This window comes from Xenorhabdus innexi (assembly GCF_002632485.1).
Lineage (GTDB): Bacteria > Pseudomonadota > Gammaproteobacteria > Enterobacterales > Enterobacteriaceae > Xenorhabdus > Xenorhabdus innexi.
In genome coordinates this window covers 47,406-63,989 of the sequence record NZ_NIBU01000015.1, presented here as the reverse complement: position 1 = coordinate 63,989, position 16,584 = coordinate 47,406, and the positions used below count along the sequence as shown (strand labels likewise).

Annotated in this window: 14 protein-coding genes; all 14 read left to right on the top strand. The window is 45.4% G+C overall.

The window, feature by feature from the left end:
• Positions 1 to 342: 342 nt before the first annotated feature.
• The 14 genes from rho (at position 343) to thrP (ending at position 16,553) form a co-directional block, all read left to right on the top strand.
• Positions 343 to 1,602: a transcription termination factor Rho gene (gene rho / locus Xinn_RS08465; RefSeq protein ID WP_086955043.1), complete on the top strand. Its 1,260-nt coding sequence runs from the start codon at positions 343 to 345 to the stop codon at positions 1,600 to 1,602.
• Between the two features lie 380 nt (positions 1,603 to 1,982).
• Positions 1,983 to 3,056 carry a UDP-N-acetylglucosamine--undecaprenyl-phosphate N-acetylglucosaminephosphotransferase gene (gene wecA / locus Xinn_RS08460; protein ID WP_422645975.1) on the top strand — a complete coding sequence of 358 codons (1,074 nt, stop codon included), beginning with the start codon at positions 1,983 to 1,985 and terminating at the stop codon, positions 3,054 to 3,056.
• 32 nt (positions 3,057 to 3,088) lie between these two features.
• On the top strand, positions 3,089 to 4,144 hold the full coding sequence (gene wzzE, locus Xinn_RS08455) for an ECA polysaccharide chain length modulation protein (RefSeq protein ID WP_086955045.1): 1,056 nt from the start codon (positions 3,089 to 3,091) through the stop codon (positions 4,142 to 4,144).
• A gap of 55 nt (positions 4,145 to 4,199) precedes the next feature.
• Entirely contained in the window at positions 4,200 to 5,330 is a 1,131-nt protein-coding gene (gene wecB / locus Xinn_RS08450; protein WP_086955046.1) for a non-hydrolyzing UDP-N-acetylglucosamine 2-epimerase, read from the top strand.
• Positions 5,327 to 6,589 carry a UDP-N-acetyl-D-mannosamine dehydrogenase gene (wecC, locus tag Xinn_RS08445; RefSeq protein WP_086955047.1) on the top strand — a complete coding sequence of 421 codons (1,263 nt, stop codon included), beginning with the start codon at positions 5,327 to 5,329 and terminating at the stop codon, positions 6,587 to 6,589. Before wecB ends, wecC begins: the two co-directional genes overlap by 4 nt.
• A complete protein-coding gene (gene rffG, locus Xinn_RS08440) occupies positions 6,586 to 7,686 on the top strand; it encodes a dTDP-glucose 4,6-dehydratase (RefSeq protein WP_086955048.1) in 1,101 nt (366 codons plus the stop codon). Before wecC ends, rffG begins: the two co-directional genes overlap by 4 nt.
• Positions 7,687 to 7,704: 18 nt before the next feature.
• A complete protein-coding gene (gene rfbA, locus Xinn_RS08435) occupies positions 7,705 to 8,580 on the top strand; it encodes a glucose-1-phosphate thymidylyltransferase RfbA (RefSeq protein WP_086955049.1) in 876 nt (291 codons plus the stop codon).
• The gene (gene rffC / locus Xinn_RS08430; RefSeq protein ID WP_086955050.1) at positions 8,564 to 9,295 is read left to right on the top strand and encodes a dTDP-4-amino-4,6-dideoxy-D-galactose acyltransferase; all 732 of its coding nucleotides are present in this window, start codon (positions 8,564 to 8,566) and stop codon (positions 9,293 to 9,295) included. Before rfbA ends, rffC begins: the two co-directional genes overlap by 17 nt.
• Positions 9,282 to 10,412 (top strand): dTDP-4-amino-4,6-dideoxygalactose transaminase, encoded by a 1,131-nt coding sequence (rffA, locus tag Xinn_RS08425; protein WP_086955051.1) that lies wholly within the window; start codon positions 9,282 to 9,284, stop codon positions 10,410 to 10,412. Before rffC ends, rffA begins: the two co-directional genes overlap by 14 nt.
• Position 10,413: 1 nt before the next feature.
• Positions 10,414 to 11,664, top strand: coding sequence for a lipid III flippase WzxE (gene wzxE, locus Xinn_RS08420; protein ID WP_086955052.1), 1,251 nt, complete (start codon positions 10,414 to 10,416; stop codon positions 11,662 to 11,664).
• The gene (locus tag Xinn_RS08415) at positions 11,661 to 12,746 is read left to right on the top strand and encodes a TDP-N-acetylfucosamine:lipid II N-acetylfucosaminyltransferase (RefSeq protein ID WP_086955053.1); all 1,086 of its coding nucleotides are present in this window, start codon (positions 11,661 to 11,663) and stop codon (positions 12,744 to 12,746) included. Before wzxE ends, Xinn_RS08415 begins: the two co-directional genes overlap by 4 nt.
• Positions 12,743 to 14,158, top strand: a complete 1,416-nt coding sequence (gene wzyE / locus Xinn_RS08410; RefSeq protein ID WP_086955054.1) for an ECA oligosaccharide polymerase — start codon at positions 12,743 to 12,745, stop codon at positions 14,156 to 14,158. Before Xinn_RS08415 ends, wzyE begins: the two co-directional genes overlap by 4 nt.
• Complete coding sequence (gene wecG, locus Xinn_RS08405; protein WP_422645973.1) at positions 14,151 to 14,882, top strand: lipopolysaccharide N-acetylmannosaminouronosyltransferase; 732 nt, start codon at positions 14,151 to 14,153, stop codon at positions 14,880 to 14,882. Before wzyE ends, wecG begins: the two co-directional genes overlap by 8 nt.
• Positions 14,883 to 15,152: 270 nt before the next feature.
• Positions 15,153 to 16,553, top strand: coding sequence for a bifunctional threonine/serine APC transporter ThrP (gene thrP / locus Xinn_RS08400; protein WP_086955056.1), 1,401 nt, complete (start codon positions 15,153 to 15,155; stop codon positions 16,551 to 16,553).
• Positions 16,554 to 16,584 lie beyond the last annotated feature (31 nt).

Sequence of the window (16,584 nt, the reverse complement as noted above, 5' to 3'; positions counted from 1 at the left end):
TTCTCTTACTGAGCCTCCTTGCTAAGATAATATTTGCTGAGACAGTTTCGCTGAAACAGTACCTACGCTGAGAGAGCTTTTCACTGAGATAGTTTTTTCACTGAGATAGTTTTTAGTTCTGAACTTAATCACTTTTTGTTATTACCATCTCAGCCGTGCATTCACAGTTTGTTAGCCTTATTTTGAAATCAATTAGCGTACTTCAGACTATTACCTTGTAATATAAATAATATGTTAAAAGGTTGTATTTGTTTTGGGTACAAATAAACAGGCACCGATAACGCTGCCATACCATTCACGTTCATAGTTCGAGATATACCCCGAGTTAAAGAACCCACCATTATGAATCTTACCGAATTAAAAAATACGCCGGTATCAGAGTTAATTACTCTCGGCGAAAATATGGGGCTGGAAAATCTGGCTCGTATGCGCAAGCAAGACATTATTTTCTCTATCCTCAAACAGCATGCGAAGAGCGGAGAAGATATTTTCGGAGATGGTGTGCTGGAGATATTGCAGGATGGATTCGGTTTCCTCCGCTCCGCAGACAGCTCCTACCTTGCAGGCCCCGATGATATCTACGTTTCTCCAAGTCAAATCCGCCGCTTTAACCTCCGTACCGGTGATACCATTTCAGGTAAAATCCGCCCACCAAAAGAAGGTGAACGTTATTTTGCCCTGTTAAAAGTTAATGAAGTTAACTTTGATAAACCAGAAAACGCCCGCAGTAAGATCCTGTTTGAGAACCTCACCCCACTTCACGCGAATAACCGCTTGCGTATGGAGCGTGGTAATGGTTCCACAGAAGACCTGACAGCCCGGGTTCTGGATTTGGCTGCACCTATCGGTCGTGGTCAGCGTGGTCTGATTGTTGCTCCACCAAAAGCAGGTAAGACCATGCTGCTGCAAAACATTGCGGCGAACATTGCCAATAACTACCCGGATTGCGTATTGATGGTATTGCTAATCGATGAGCGTCCAGAAGAAGTTACCGAAATGCAGCGTCTGGTAAAAGGTGAAGTTATCGCTTCTACTTTTGATGAACCAGCTTCCCGCCATGTTCAAGTTGCTGAAATGGTGATTGAAAAAGCAAAACGTCTGGTTGAGCATAAAAAAGACGTTATTATCCTGTTAGACTCCATAACCCGCCTTGCCCGTGCCTATAACACCGTTGTTCCTGCTTCCGGTAAAGTATTGACCGGTGGTGTGGATGCCAATGCACTGCATCGTCCTAAACGTTTCTTTGGTGCTGCGCGTAATGTTGAAGAGGGCGGTAGCCTGACCATTATCGCTACAGCGCTGGTTGATACCGGTTCTAAAATGGATGAGGTCATCTACGAAGAATTTAAAGGTACAGGTAATATGGAATTGCACCTGTCCCGTAAGATTGCAGAAAAACGTGTTTTCCCTGCGATCGATTACAACCGCTCTGGTACGCGTAAAGAAGAGTTGCTCACTACGCAGGATGAACTACAGAAGATGTGGATATTGCGTAAAATTATTCATCCGATGGGTGAAATTGATGCAATGGAATTCCTTATCAACAAACTGGCTATGACAAAAACAAACGAAGAATTTTTCGACTTTATGAAACGTTCGTAGTCTGCTAATGAAAAATTGATATTCTATAAACAAAAAATAATTAAGCGATCACTTCTTCAAAAAAACGCCACTCTTCTGTGGCGTTTTTTATTGATAAAGTTTAACTTCGCACAATATGGCATGTATTTTGCTTAGTTATTTTTAGAAGATGCGTGTTCCTAAGCTGTACTGAAATAGGTACTCCGTGAATAATTATTGATCACGATCTACGACAGGTTTTACCAACGTGTAACTATCTTACTTACATTCATTGTTGGCACCTTATTTATTGACTGGATACTTATTTAATAAGTTGATTTTAAATGGAATATTAAAGGCAATGAATAATATATGCTCTACTATTCTTTTTACAGAGAGTTGTTATTGTGAATATTCCCAGTATAACTGCTGAAATTTTATGCGTATTTGTATTTTCATTTATGTTTTTATTTGTGGCGCGTAAAGTCTCACAACATATCGGCCTCGTTGACAAACCGACTGCCCGTAAATGTCACCATGGAGTAATACCTCTGGTGGGTGGGATATCTATCTTTTTTGGGGTTTGTTTTGGTTTTTCGATAACAAAAGAGTTTATTCCCCATCAATGGACATATTTATTTTGTGCTGGAATACTGGTTTTTATTGGCGCGTTAGATGATCGCTTTGATCTTAGTGTAAAGATTCGGGCAATAATTCAAGCCTTAGTTGGCATAAGTATGATGTATTTTGCCGGGCTTAGGCTAGAAAATCTGGGTGAAGTTTTTGGGCCATGGGAGATGGTATTAGGACCATTCAGTTATGTTGTCACCCTGTTTGCTGTCTGGGCAGCCATTAATGCCTTTAATATGATGGATGGCATTGATGGCTTGTTAGGAGGCTTATCTTGCGTTTCTTTCGGGGCTTTGGGTATTCTGCTTTATGAACGCGGAAATACAGCTCTGGCATTTTGGTGCTTTGCATTTATCGCCGGGATACTGCCTTATATTTTTCTTAATTTAGAGTTGTTAGGAAAACGTTTTAAAGTCTTCATGGGGGATGCAGGCAGCACATTAATTGGTTTTACCATTATCTGGCTGCTGACTGAAACGACTCAGGGAGTAAATCGTTCTATCAATCCGGTGACAGCACTATGGATCATAGCCATTCCGTTGATGGATATGGTTGCGATTATGTATCGTCGGTTGCGTAAGGGAATGAGCCCATTCTCACCTGATCGCCAGCATATTCACCACTTAATCATGCGTGCTGGTTTCACATCCCGTCAGGCTTTTGTCTTGATTACCATGGCTGCGGCTTTGTTAGCCGGGATTGGCATTATTGGTGAGCAACTGGATTTTGTTCCTGAATGGGTAATGTTGGCATTATTTTTGCTAGCATTTATGTTGTATGGTTATTGTATTAAAAGAGCCTGGCGGGTGGCCCGTTTTATTAAACGGTGTAAACGTCGGATGCGTCGGGTCACAAGCCATCATTAAAAAATATCGGCTTATCAAAGAGGTTTTGCGCAGTGGAAAACTCAGAAACGAAATCTAATCAGGATCAAACGGTTACAGAGCATGAACTGGATATTCGTGCGCTATGTTGTGCTCTGTGGCGTGGCAAGATATGGATTATCGCACTGGCAATTATTTTCGCTGCTGTTGCTCTGGCTGCATCGTATCTGATGCAGCAAAAATGGAGTGCAACCGCTATTGTGGATTTACCGACAACCAATAACTTGGGGAGTTATTATTCACAACAGCAATTTTTACGCAATCTGGATACGCACATTAATGCTTCACCAGAAGCTCAGTTGCCGACCATCCCCGATGGTGCATACAAAGAGTTCATGACACAGGCTGAAGCCTATGATACCCGCCGTGAATTCTGGCTACACTCCAATTACTACAAACAACGTCATGATGGTAATCGCAAAGCTGATGCGGTGTTGCTGGAAGAACTAATCAACAATATTCAGGTGACACTTCGTGGTGAGAAAAATGCTCAGAATGAAAGTATCAGACTGACGGCAGAAACAGCGGCTGATGCAAACCGGCTTTTGCGGGAGTATATTGCTTTTGCTAACCAACGGGCGAGCACTCACCTGAATAACGAAATAAAAGGTGCATGGGCAACACGGACTCAGTCGATGAAAGCGTTGGTTAAACGGCAGGAAATGGTAGCCAAAGCCATGTATAACCGAGAGCTGAATGTATTACAGCAGTCATTGAAAGTGGCTGAAAAACAGGGTATTAAGCGTAACCAGACAAATATTCCTATCGGGGAATTACCTGAATCTAAAATGTTCATGCTGGGCGTGCCATTATTACAGGCTCAGCTTGAAACATTGGAAGCCACAGGCCCTAATTACAGTATCGATTATGATCAAAATATAGCGATGCTGGCGACACTCAGTGTTGGCCCTACTTTGCAGAACACTTTTCAGACCTACCGTTATCTCAGAACACCTGAAGAACCCGTTAACAGAGACAGCCCTCGTCGTGTATTTATGATGATTTTATGGGGAGGCGTAGGCCTGTTGGTTGGTGCAGGAGTCGCATTAGCGAGACGTTTACGCGCATAATTTTATATTCCTTTTGGAACTACCCAGCAATGATTAACAAAATAAGAGAGTCACTGTGAAAGTGTTGACTGTGTTTGGTACTCGCCCGGAAGCCATCAAGATGGCACCGTTGGTACACGCTTTGGCTGAGGATGGTGATTTTGAGGCAAAAGTTTGTGTGACCGCACAGCATAGGGAAATGTTGGATCAGGTACTGAATTTATTTGGGATCAAGCCGGATTTTGATCTCAATATTATGAAAAAAGGGCAGGATCTCACGGATATTACCTGTCGGATACTTGAATCCATAAAGCCGGTCTTGAATGAGTTCAAGCCAGATGTGGTGCTGGTGCACGGTGATACCACAACAACAATGGCAACCAGTCTGGCGGCTTTTTACCAGCGTATACCGGTAGGGCATGTTGAAGCCGGACTGAGAACAGGCGATCTTTACTCTCCGTGGCCGGAAGAGGCTAACCGTAAAATTGCAGGCCATCTGGCGACGTATCATTTTGCCCCGACAGAAAACGCCCGCAGTAATCTCTTACAGGAATCTATTGCAGATAATGCTGTTTTCGTTACAGGAAATACAGTTATTGATGCTTTACTCTGGGTACGTGATCGTATCGTGCATGACGACCTATTAAAGGAGCGGCTTGCTGAGCTTTATCCTTTTATTGACCCTGCGAAAAAGATGATTCTGGTAACAGGCCATCGCCGCGAAAATTTTGGTGGTGGTTTTGAACGAATTTGTGAAGCGCTGGCGCAAATCGCCAGAATGCACCCTGATGTGCAGGTTGTTTACCCTGTACACCTGAATCCTAATGTATGTGAACCGGTAAAACGCATTCTGCATGACATTGATAATGTTATTCTTATCAGCCCGCAGGATTATTTACCCTTTGTTTATCTGATGGATCATGCCTATTTGATCCTCACTGATTCAGGTGGAATTCAGGAGGAAGCTCCCTCTCTCGGCAAGCCCGTTCTGGTTATGCGCAATACCACAGAGCGCCCGGAAGCAGCCGATGCGGGGACTGTTCGGCTGGTAGGGACAAAAACCCAAACTATTGTTGATGAAGTCACGCGTTTATTGACGGATGAGTCAGCTTATCAACAAATGAGCCGCGCACATAACCCTTATGGAGATGGTAAGGCTTGCCAGAAAATTCTGGAAATTTTGAAGAAAAATCAGGTGACATTATGAGTTTTGAGACAATTTCAGTGATCGGTCTTGGTTATATCGGTTTACCTACTGCGGCAGCATTTGCTTCCTGCCAGAAAACGGTTATTGGTGTTGATGTTAACCAGCATGCAGTAGAGACGATTAATCGTGGAGAGATTCACATTGTTGAGCCTGATTTGGATCACGTTGTAAAAATTGCTGTTGAGGGTGGTTATCTGAGAGCGGTAACTTCGCCTCAGCCAGCGGATGCATTTCTGATAGCGGTTCCCACGCCTTTTAAGGGCGATCACGAACCTGATATGGCCTATGTGTACTCGGCAGCAGAATCCATTGCACCCGTTTTGAAAAAAGGTGACCTGATTATTCTGGAATCAACATCGCCGGTCGGTGCGACGGAGCAAATGGCGGAAAAACTGGCTGAAGCCCGGCCAGATCTCACTTTCCCGCAACAGGCAGGAGAGAATTCAGATATTGATATCGCTTATTGTCCTGAACGGGTATTACCGGGTCAGGTCATGGTGGAGCTAATCAAAAACGACCGCGTTGTGGGAGGCATGACACCCAAATCATCTTCCAGAGCAAGTGAGTTGTATAAAATTTTCCTTGAAGGTGAATGTGTTGTCACCAATGCCAGAACGGCTGAAATGTGTAAACTGACTGAGAATAGCTTCCGGGATGTTAACATCGCATTTGCTAATGAGCTTTCGCTTATTTGTGCCGAGCAGGGCATTAATGTCTGGGAACTTATCACTCTGGCAAACCGGCATCCCCGGGTGAATATTCTGCAACCGGGGCCGGGGGTCGGTGGGCACTGCATTGCCGTCGATCCGTGGTTTATTGTGTCGCAGAATCCTGCGCAGTCTCGTCTGATTCGCACTGCCCGCCTTGTGAACGATGACAAGCCACTCTGGGTTGTTGACCAAGTGAAAGCTGCGGTGGCGGACTGTCTGGCGGAAAGCAACAAGCGGGCCAGTGAAATCAAAATTGCCTGTTTTGGTCTGGCATTTAAATCAAACATTGATGATTTACGTGAAAGCCCAGCGGTTCATATCACCAAAATGGTGGCGCAGTGGCATGCTGGCTCTACTTTGGCTGTTGAACCGAATATTCACGAATTGCCTCACTCACTGGAAGGCATGGTGGAGCTGGTCAGCCTGCAACAGGCACTGAGCGATGCGGATATTGTATTGATGCTGGTGGATCACAGTCAGTTTAAAGCCATCAACGGCAGCCAGATAAAACAAAAATGGGTTGTTGATAGTAAAGGAGTCTGGCGTTGAAACGTATTCTGATTACGGGCGGAGCAGGCTTTATTGGTTCTGCGGTGGTTCGCCATATCATCAATCATACCGAAGACAGTGTCGTTGTTGTAGATAGCCTGACTTATGCTGGCAACCTTGAATCACTGTCATCGGTGGCAGGTCATCCTCATTATGCGTTTGCACAGGTGGATATCTGTCATCGTGATGCTTTGGATCGTATTTTTCAGCAATACCAGCCTGATGCGGTGATGCATCTGGCGGCGGAAAGCCATGTTGATCGTTCCATTGACGGACCAGCGGCGTTCATCGAAACCAATATCATTGGCACTTATACCCTATTGGAAGCGGCTCGTGCATTTTGGCAGCAACTGGATAAGGAAAGACAGGCGGCATTCCGTTTTCACCATATTTCTACGGATGAGGTATATGGTGATTTGCACGACGAAGAGGGATTTTTCACCGAAACAACGCCTTACGCGCCGAGCAGCCCTTACTCTGCCTCCAAGGCATCCAGCGACCATCTGGTCAGGGCATGGCACCGTACCTATGGTTTACCGACCATGATCACAAACTGTTCGAATAACTATGGGCCTTACCATTTCCCGGAAAAACTGATCCCTCTGGTGATCCTGAATGCACTGGCAGGTAAACCGTTGCCTGTTTACGGTAAGGGGGAACAGATCCGTGACTGGCTGTATGTCGAAGATCACGCACGGGCATTATATCTGGTCGTGACTCAGGCCGTACCGGGCGAAACCTATAATATTGGCGGTCATAATGAACGCCGCAATATTGATGTGGTCGAGACTATTTGTGAGTTGCTGGAAGAGTTTAAACCAGAAAAACCAGAGGGCGTGGCCCATTATCGTGAGCTGATTACCTACGTCACTGATCGACCGGGGCATGATATGCGCTATGCCATTGATGCCGCAAAAATTGAACGTGAACTGGGCTGGACACCGCAGGAAACTTTTGAATCCGGTATTCGTAAAACCGTGCAGTGGTATCTGGCAAACGAAAACTGGTGGCGCAGGGTGCAGGATGGCTCTTATGCAGGGGAACGTCTTGGCTTGTCCGACCATGATGGAAAGTTTGATCATTGCGGAAATAAATAAATCCATCTGGGGGATGACATGAAAGGAATTATACTGGCAGGTGGCTCCGGCACACGTCTGTATCCAATAACACGTGGCGTATCAAAGCAGTTATTGCCTATTTATGACAAGCCAATGATCTACTATCCATTGTCAGTCTTAATGCTGGCCGGAGTACGCGATATCCTGATTATTTCAACTCAGGAAGATTTACCTGCATTCCAGCGGTTGCTGGGTAATGGTGAGCGTTTTGGCATTCATTTGAGCTATGCCGTACAGCCTTCACCGGATGGTCTGGCACAGGCATTCCTGATAGGCGAAGAGTTTATTGGCGAAGACCCTTGTTGTCTGGTGCTGGGTGACAATATTTTCTTTGGTCAGGCATTCAGTCCCAAGTTGCAGAGTGTTGCAACCCGTAGTCAGGGTGCAACCGTATTCGGCTATCAGGTTATGGACCCTGAGCGGTTCGGTGTGGTGGAATTTGACGAACAATATCGCGTGCTTTCCATTGAAGAAAAGCCGGTGCAACCAAAATCAAACTGGGCTGTGACCGGGCTTTACTTTTATGACAACAAAGTTGTGGATTTTGCCAAGCAGGTAAAACCATCTGCCCGTGGAGAGCTGGAAATCACCACTATTAACCAGATATATCTGGAACAGGGCGAACTGAATGTTGAGTTACTGGGGCGAGGTTTTGCCTGGCTGGATACCGGTACTCATGACAGTCTGATTGAAGCCAGTACATTTGTGCAGACTGTCGAAAAACGGCAGGGCTTCAAAATTGCCTGTCTGGAAGAGATCGCATGGCGTAATGGCTGGATGAGTGATGAGCAGGTCAGGGCTTCTGCGGCAGAGCTGGTAAAAACAGGATACGGTCAATATTTGCTGGATATACTCCATGTCTATTCACGCTGATATTGAACCTTTGGAATGGGACAGCCAATTTTTTGGCCTGTCCACTGCCCGTCTGAATTTAGCGCCTGAGTCTTTGTTGATACCGAGGCAGATAACAACAGCTCAGTTAGATGAATATGCACTGGTGCAGGCGAAAATATCGGCTCAACAGCCGCATCTGATAGATGAATTGTCCGCTCTGGGATTCTCCCTGGTGGAAGGCGAAGCAGATTTACTTTTACCGGTCAGCCCAGAAAAGGTTGGCAGGGAGCAATGCCTGATAACGGCGACCCCACAGGATATTCCGTTACTGAAAGCGGCGGCTGCCTGTGTATTTACAGTCAGCCGTTTTCGTGCTCCTTGGTATCAGCCGGATGACAGCGGTCGGTTTTATGCAGTCTGGGTTGAAAACGCAATTCTGGGCACTTTTGACCACGAATGTTTACTCGTCAACGATGAATCCGGCAGCCCTGTCGGCTTTGTCACTATGAGGAACACCGGAAACCATGAAGCACGGATAGGCTTACTGGCTGTATTACCGGGTAAGTATCAGCAGGGAATTGGCAGGAAATTGATGTCGGCGGCGCAACAGTGGTGTCATAACCATCAGATACAGCGGCTGAGAATTGCGACACAAATCAGCAATATCCCGGCCTTGCGTCTTTATACACGTAGTGGTGCGACCATCGAAAGCACCGCATATTGGTTATACAGAGGACGAAATGATTCCATTTAATAAACCACCGGTAGTCGGCACTGAACTGGAATATATGCAACAGGCAATGGCCAGCGGGAAATTGTGTGGTGATGGTGGTTTTACCAAGCGTTGTGAAGAGTGGATGGAAAAGCGTTTTAGCTGCCTGAAAGTGCTGCTGACACCATCCTGTACTGCTTCATTGGAGATGGCAGCAATACTGCTGAATATCCAGCCGGGTGACGAAATCATCATGCCGAGCTACACCTTTGTTTCGACTTCTAATGCCTTTGTTCTGCGTGGAGCAACAATTGTTTTCGTGGATATTCATCCAGATACGATGAACATTGATGAAACCAAAATTGAAGCCGCCATCACGGATAAAACCCGCGCCATTGTGCCGGTACATTATGCCGGGGTAGCCTGCGAAATGGATACCATTATGGCATTGGCAGAAAAGTATAATCTGTATGTCGTAGAAGATGCGGCACAGGGCGTTATGTCTACTTATAAAGGCCGTGCATTAGGCACTATCGGTCATATTGGCTGTTTCAGCTTTCATGAAACTAAAAATTATTCGGCTGGTGGTGAAGGTGGAGCAACGTTGATCAACGATCAATCCATGCTTGCCCGTGCCGAGGTTATCCGTGAAAAAGGCACTAACCGCGCTCAGTTCTTCCGGGGGCAGGTAGACAAATATACATGGCGTGATATTGGTTCCAGTTATCTTTTATCTGATTTACAGGCCGCATTTTTGTGGGCACAACTGGAAGTCGCGGATAAAATCAATCAGCGTCGCCTGATGTTATGGAATAATTACTATCAGGCTCTGAAACCATTGGCTGATAAAGGGTTACTGACTCTGCCGGTTGTGCCAGAACATCTGGAACACAACGCACATATGTTTTATATCAAACTGAAAGATGTGGCAGAGCGTAGTGAATTTAACCGCTTTATGAAAGAGGCGGATATCCTGACGGTATTCCATTACGTTGCACTGCATACCAGCCCGGCGGGTGAAAAATGTGGTCGTTTTCATGGCGAAGACCGTTTTACTACCGGCGAAAGTGAACGCTTAGTACGCTTACCTATGTTTTACAATATCACTGATGAAGAACAACAGTTCGTTATCAGCCGCATCAAGGAATTTTTTGCCTGATATGTCACTTGCCAAAGCCTCAGTCTGGACGGCGGGCTCCACACTAATCAAAATTGGTGTGGGGTTACTGGTCGTTAAACTTCTGGCCGTTTCCTTTGGCCCGGCAGGAGTGGGGCAGGCGGGAAATTTCCGCCAGCTCATTACTGTTCTGGGGGTACTGTCCGGTGCCGGGATTTTCAATGGTGTGACCAAATATGTTGCGGAGCACCATTCTCAACCAGAAAAGCTCAGGGCTGTCCTGGGAACATCATCCACGATTATTCTGGGGTTTTCTACCTTACTGGCGGTAGTTTTCCTGTTATTCAGTGACGCTATCAGTATTGGTTTGTTTGGTCACAATCATTACAAAACTGTTGTGCAGGCGCTCGCATTTATCCAAATGGGAATCGCTTATGCCAACTATTTTCTGGCTATTTTGAAGGGGTTCCGCGATGCTCAGGGAAATGCTCTGGCAATTATACTGGGCAGCCTGACAGGGGTTATTGCTTATGTCCTGTGTTATTGGCTGGGTGGTTATGAAGGTGCTCTGGCTGGGTTGGCTTTAGTCCCTGCGTTAGTGGTTTTACCGGCAGGAATGATGTTACTGCATAGAAAAACAATAGCGTTTTCATCATTGAAGCCAGCTTGGGATCGTGTCATTGCCAGCCATTTAGGGAAGTTTACGCTGATGGCATTGCTGACATCCATTACACTGCCAGTCGCTTACATCATGATGCGAAATTTAATGGCAGAGCATTATAGTTGGGAAGAAGTGGGAATTTGGCAGGGTGTCAGCAGTATTTCTGATGCTTACTTACAATTTATTACTGCCTCTTTTACCGTTTATTTGCTGCCGACTCTTTCTCGTTTAGAAAGTAAAAATAAGATCACCAGTGAGATCGTAAAGGCACTGAAATTTGTATTACCTGCAGTGGCCATTGCCAGTTTTTCCGTCTGGTTATTGCGTGATTTTGTTATCTGGCTGTTATTTTCAGATAAATTTACCGCAATGCGGGATCTATTCGCATGGCAGTTGGTAGGGGATGTTCTGAAAGTTTGTGCTTATGTTTTTGGCTATCTGGTGATAGCAAAAGCCGCCCTGCGTTTTTACGTACTGGCGGAAGTCAGCCAGTTTCTGCTGTTGACAGGTTTTTCTCACTGGCTGATCCCGATAAATGGAGCGTTGGGAGCAGCACAGTCTTATATGGCGACTTATATCGTTTATTTTAGCCTTTGTTGTAGCGTATTTATTATTTATTGCAGACGAGCATGACAACCTTAATCCACGTATTGGGATCGGATATCCCACATCACAATCAAACGCTGCTGCGTTTTTTTAATGACGTACTGGCACAGGAAATTAATTCCTCAGCCAAGCCGTGTTTTATGGTGGTGGCTAAAAATAACTCAGGGGTAGCAGAAAATTATCCTGCTTTAACAATCACAACTTATGAAAACAAAGCACTATTATCGCAGGCAGTTATCGCACAGGCACAGGAAGACCGGGCTAACCGCTTCTTTTTCCATGGGCAGTTTAATCCCGGTTTATGGCTGGCTTTATTGACCGGAAAAATCAAACGTCATCAATTCTGGTGGCATGTGTGGGGAGCTGATTTGTATGAAGATTCCCGCCAGCTTAAATATCGTTTGTTCTATCTATTGCGTCGTCTGGCTCAGAAGAGGATAGGGAAAGTATTTGCTACGCGTGGTGATCTTAACTATTTCGCCAAATCCAACCCTCGTGTACCGGCTTCACTGCTCTATTTCCCAACACGGATGACACCTTCGCTGACAGTGACAGAAAAATTATTTTCCCCTGAAGGGATTACCCTCTTACTGGGAAATTCAGGTGATCAATCTAATCGGCATATTGAAGCACTACACAAAATTCACCGCCAATTTGGTTCGGAAGCACGGATTATCCTGCCAATGGGTTATCCCGAGAATAATCAGGCTTATATCCAGCGTGTGGAACAGGCTGCATTGTCGTTATTCAGAGCTGAAAATGTCAGGATACTGAAAGAAAAAATGACTTTTGACGATTATTTATCATTACTGCGTCAATGTGATTTGGGCTATTTTATTTTTCAGCGCCAGCAGGGGATAGGAACGCTTTGTCTGCTGATTCAACAGGGGATCCCTTTTGTTCTGAGCCGTCAGAATCCCTTCTGGCAGGACTTAGCCGAACAGCAAATACCGATCCTGTTTGATGGTGATGAACTGAATAAGCATTGGGTGCAGGAAGCACAGCGTCAGATGCTGTCTCTCGATAAGCGGGCAATCGCTTTTTTTGATCCTAATTTTGTCAAAGGGTGGAAGATGGCCCTGCTGGAAGCATCTGGAGAGTTGCCATGACGTTGGTGCAATTGGGTGGGTTGTTTATTGTTTACACGATTTCGCTGGTTTTTATTCTGGCACTGACGTATCAAGAATTTCAACGCGTTCGTTTTAATTTTAATATTTTTTTCTCACTGCTTTACCTGCTGACTTTTTATTTTGGTTTCCCGCTGACGAGCCTGCTGGTTTTTCAGTTTGATGTGCAGGTTGTACCGGTGAGTTCACTGCTGTATGCGATATTAGCATCAACCTGTTTCTACGCTATTTATTATGTCAGTTATAAAGTACGTCTCAGGTATCGGTCTTCGGATCAGAATAGCGTAACAAGTAATCTTGTACCGCGCAGGCCTTTATTCACCATGAACCGGGTGGAGACTAATCTGGCGTGGCTTTTGTTGGCGGGCATTGCCATCTTTTCCGTTGGCTCTTTCTTCCTGCAAAATGGTTTTCTGTTATTTAAGTTACAGTCATACAGCCAGATTTTTTCCAGTAAGGTTTCCGGAGTGGCGCTTAAGCGCTTTTTCTACTTCTTTATCCCCGCCATGCTGGTGGTCTTTTTCCTGAAACCAACCAAAACGCGTTGGTTGTTATTTTTAGTGGGAACAGTCGGGTTCGGCATTCTGACTTATGTCATTGTTGGCGGCACCCGCGCCAATATTATCATTGCGTTTGCCCTGTTTCTGTTTATCGGTATCGTCCGGGGCTGGATTACACTGTGGATGCTGCTTGTGGCCGGTGTGATGGGCATCGTCGGTATGTTCTGGCTGGCTCTGAAACGTTATAGCCTTGATGTGAGCGGAGCAGAAGCATTTTATACCTTCCTGTATCTGACCCGAGATACTTTTTCTCCGTGGGAGAATTTGGCTTTACTGTTGGATAACTACAGCAAAATTGATTTTCAGGGGTTAGCCCCGATTATCCGCGATTTCTATGTTTTTATTCCGAGCTGGGTCTGGCCGGATCGGCCAAATTTGGTCTGGAACACAGCCAATTATTTTACCTGGGATGTACTGAATAACCATTCCGGTCTGGCAATTTCCCCAACTCTAATCGGTTCATTGGTTGTTATGGGGGGCGTATTTTTCATACCCCTTGGCGCAGTCGTGGTTGGCATGATTATCAAGTGGTTTGACTGGATTTATGAAGCCGGGAAACAGGAAAAAAACCGTTATAAGGCTGCTATTTTGCAGGCATTCTGCTTTGGTGCGATTTTCAACATGATAGTCCTTGCTCGCGAAGGTATGGATTCTTTTGTTTCCCGTGTTGTGTTCTTTGGTGCTGTCTTTGGTTTGTGTCTGATAGTGGCAAAATTGCTGTACTGGCTGTTTGACAGTGCTGGGCTTGTCCGGAAATTTGTCATCACCAATATGTCTGTATCACCAGAAACCCCTGTCCGAGTGGATGTAAGGAGCAAAAATAGCGATGAATAATATACGTAAATATCATATCCGTGGTCTGAAACTGTGGGGGTTTCAGGGAATGTCGCATTTCCTTGATCATCTTTTTCAGGATGGGCAGGTTAAGGCAGGGACTCTGGTGGCGATCAATGCAGAAAAAGTGCTCACTGCTGAGAAAGACAATGCTCTGAGCACCTTGCTGGATGAAGCAGAATATCTTTATGCGGATGGCATCAGTATCGTGCGTGCCATCCGGCGTAAATACCCGGATGCGCAGGTATCACGCATTGCGGGTGCAGATCTATGGGAAGCCTTGATGGAGCGAGCAGGACGTGAAGGTACACCTGTATTTCTGGTGGGTGGAAAACCGGATATTCTGGCGCAGACTGAACATAAACTTCGTGAACAGTGGAACGTCAATATCGTCGGCAGTCAGGATGGCTATTTTACCGCTGAGGAGCGTAATGCGGTATTTGAGCGTATTCATGCCAGCGGTGCAAAAATTGTCACGGTCGCAATGGGCTCGCCCAGACAGGAAATTTTTATGCGTGACTGTCGAAAAGTGCATTCTGGCTCACTGTATATGGGAGTCGGAGGGACGTATGATGTTTTCACTGGCCATGTGAAACGCGCGCCAAAAATTTGGCAAAATCTAGGTCTGGAATGGCTTTATCGTCTGTTGTCACAGCCTAGCCGCATCCGAAGGCAAATCAAACTTTTGAAATTTCTGGGATATTACTACAGGGGTAAGCTGTAGGTATTGTTTTAAGTAGATATTGTTTTAATTGCAGCTAACCCACTGTATCTGGATTGACGTTGGGCACGGAGCAGTGGGATGCCTTACCTCATCCACATCATTTAATCACTTTCGTTGACTCGATTTTACAATTTTTTATTTCACTGATAGGCAAAACGTGTTTTGATCCCTGCCTTTTTACAACTTATCTTCACAACCATTGATTATCAATTCCTGTATTTTTTCTGTTTGCAAATAATATAGACACCATAAAAATGGATAGGGAGTTTTATGAGTGATTCGAAACAAGATCTGCCCGAACAGGGGCTGCAAAGGGGACTGGAAGCACGTCATATTGAGCTGATTGCGCTGGGTGGCACAATCGGCGTCGGGCTGTTCATGGGCTCTGCCAGTACCCTGAAATGGGCTGGCCCCTCAGTTTTACTGGCTTACATTATTGCCGGTCTTTTTGTCTTTTTCATTATGCGGTCAATGGGCGAAATGTTATTTCTTGAGCCTGTCACCGGTTCATTTGCTGCTTTTGGTCATAAATACCTCAGCCCCTACTGGGGATACCTGACTGCCTGGGGCTATTGGTTCATGTGGGTTTCGGTCGGTATTTCAGAAATTACTGCTGTAGGCGTATATGCCGAGTTCTGGTTCCCTGATTTACCACAATGGGTTGCTGCTCTGGTGGCTGTCAGTCTGGTGGCATTGGCTAATCTGGCGGCCGTACGGTTGTATGGCGAGCTGGAATTTTGGTTTGCGATGATCAAAGTCACTACGATTATTGTGATGATCTTGGTGGGTATCGGGCTGATATTTTTTGGATTAGGTAATGACTGGCAACCCATCGGTCTTGATAATCTTACCATACATGGTGGTTTCTTCTCCGGTGGTTGGAAAGGGTTCCTGTTTGCTCTGTGTATTGTGGTTGCATCGTATCAGGGGGTCGAGTTGGTGGGGATTACCGCCGGTGAGGCCAAAAACCCGCAGGTAACTCTGAAAAAAGCAATCAACAATATTTTATGGCGTATTCTGATCTTCTATGTCGGGGCGATTTTTATTGTTGTCACCTTATTCCCATGGACTGAGGTAGGAAGCCATGGCAGCCCGTTTGTAATGACTTTTGCTAAAGTCGGCATTGCTTCGGCAGCGGCAGTGATCAACTTTGTTGTACTGACTGCGGCACTTTCAGGCTGTAACAGCGGCATGTACAGCGGAGGCAGGATGTTATATGCGTTGGCGGAAAATCGTCAGTTACCGGCTTCATTGCTGAAATTATCGAAAAATGGTGTTCCTGTCAGATGTATTGCAATCACTATTGGCTGCCTGATTGCAGGTTCCAGCCTGAATTATCTGATCCCGAACCCACAGTCTGTTTTTGTGTATGTTTATAGCGCCAGTGTTCTGCCGGGAATGGTTCCGTGGTTTGTGATTCTGGTCAGCCAGTTACGTTTCCGTCAGCATCATCAGGAAGCCCTGAAACAGCATCGGTTTAAATCGATACTCTTCCCTTATATCAATTACCTGACATTGATTTTCCTGTCTTTTGTCTTGATTGGGATGGCGATTAATCCGGATACGCGTTTTTCACTGATGGTGGGTGGTGCCTTTTTGCTGATTGTGTCACTGATTTATTGGGTGGCAAAATTTATCCGGGAACAAAAACAGGTAGAAAATATAGGCTAAATTTTCATCTGAAAAACAATTTGCGGTGGAA

Coding starts and splice junctions, on each gene's coding strand:
- rfbA (WP_086955049.1), top strand. CDS start 7,705: ATGAAAGGAATTATACTGGCAGGTGGCTCCGGCACACGTCTGTATCCA.
- wecC (WP_086955047.1), top strand. CDS start 5,327: ATGAGTTTTGAGACAATTTCAGTGATCGGTCTTGGTTATATCGGTTTA.
- wecG (WP_422645973.1), top strand. CDS start 14,151: ATGAATAATATACGTAAATATCATATCCGTGGTCTGAAACTGTGGGGG.
- Xinn_RS08415 (WP_086955053.1), top strand. CDS start 11,661: ATGACAACCTTAATCCACGTATTGGGATCGGATATCCCACATCACAAT.
- rho (WP_086955043.1), top strand. CDS start 343: ATGAATCTTACCGAATTAAAAAATACGCCGGTATCAGAGTTAATTACT.
- rffC (WP_086955050.1), top strand. CDS start 8,564: ATGTCTATTCACGCTGATATTGAACCTTTGGAATGGGACAGCCAATTT.
- wzyE (WP_086955054.1), top strand. CDS start 12,743: ATGACGTTGGTGCAATTGGGTGGGTTGTTTATTGTTTACACGATTTCG.
- rffA (WP_086955051.1), top strand. CDS start 9,282: ATGATTCCATTTAATAAACCACCGGTAGTCGGCACTGAACTGGAATAT.
- thrP (WP_086955056.1), top strand. CDS start 15,153: ATGAGTGATTCGAAACAAGATCTGCCCGAACAGGGGCTGCAAAGGGGA.
- wzxE (WP_086955052.1), top strand. CDS start 10,414: ATGTCACTTGCCAAAGCCTCAGTCTGGACGGCGGGCTCCACACTAATC.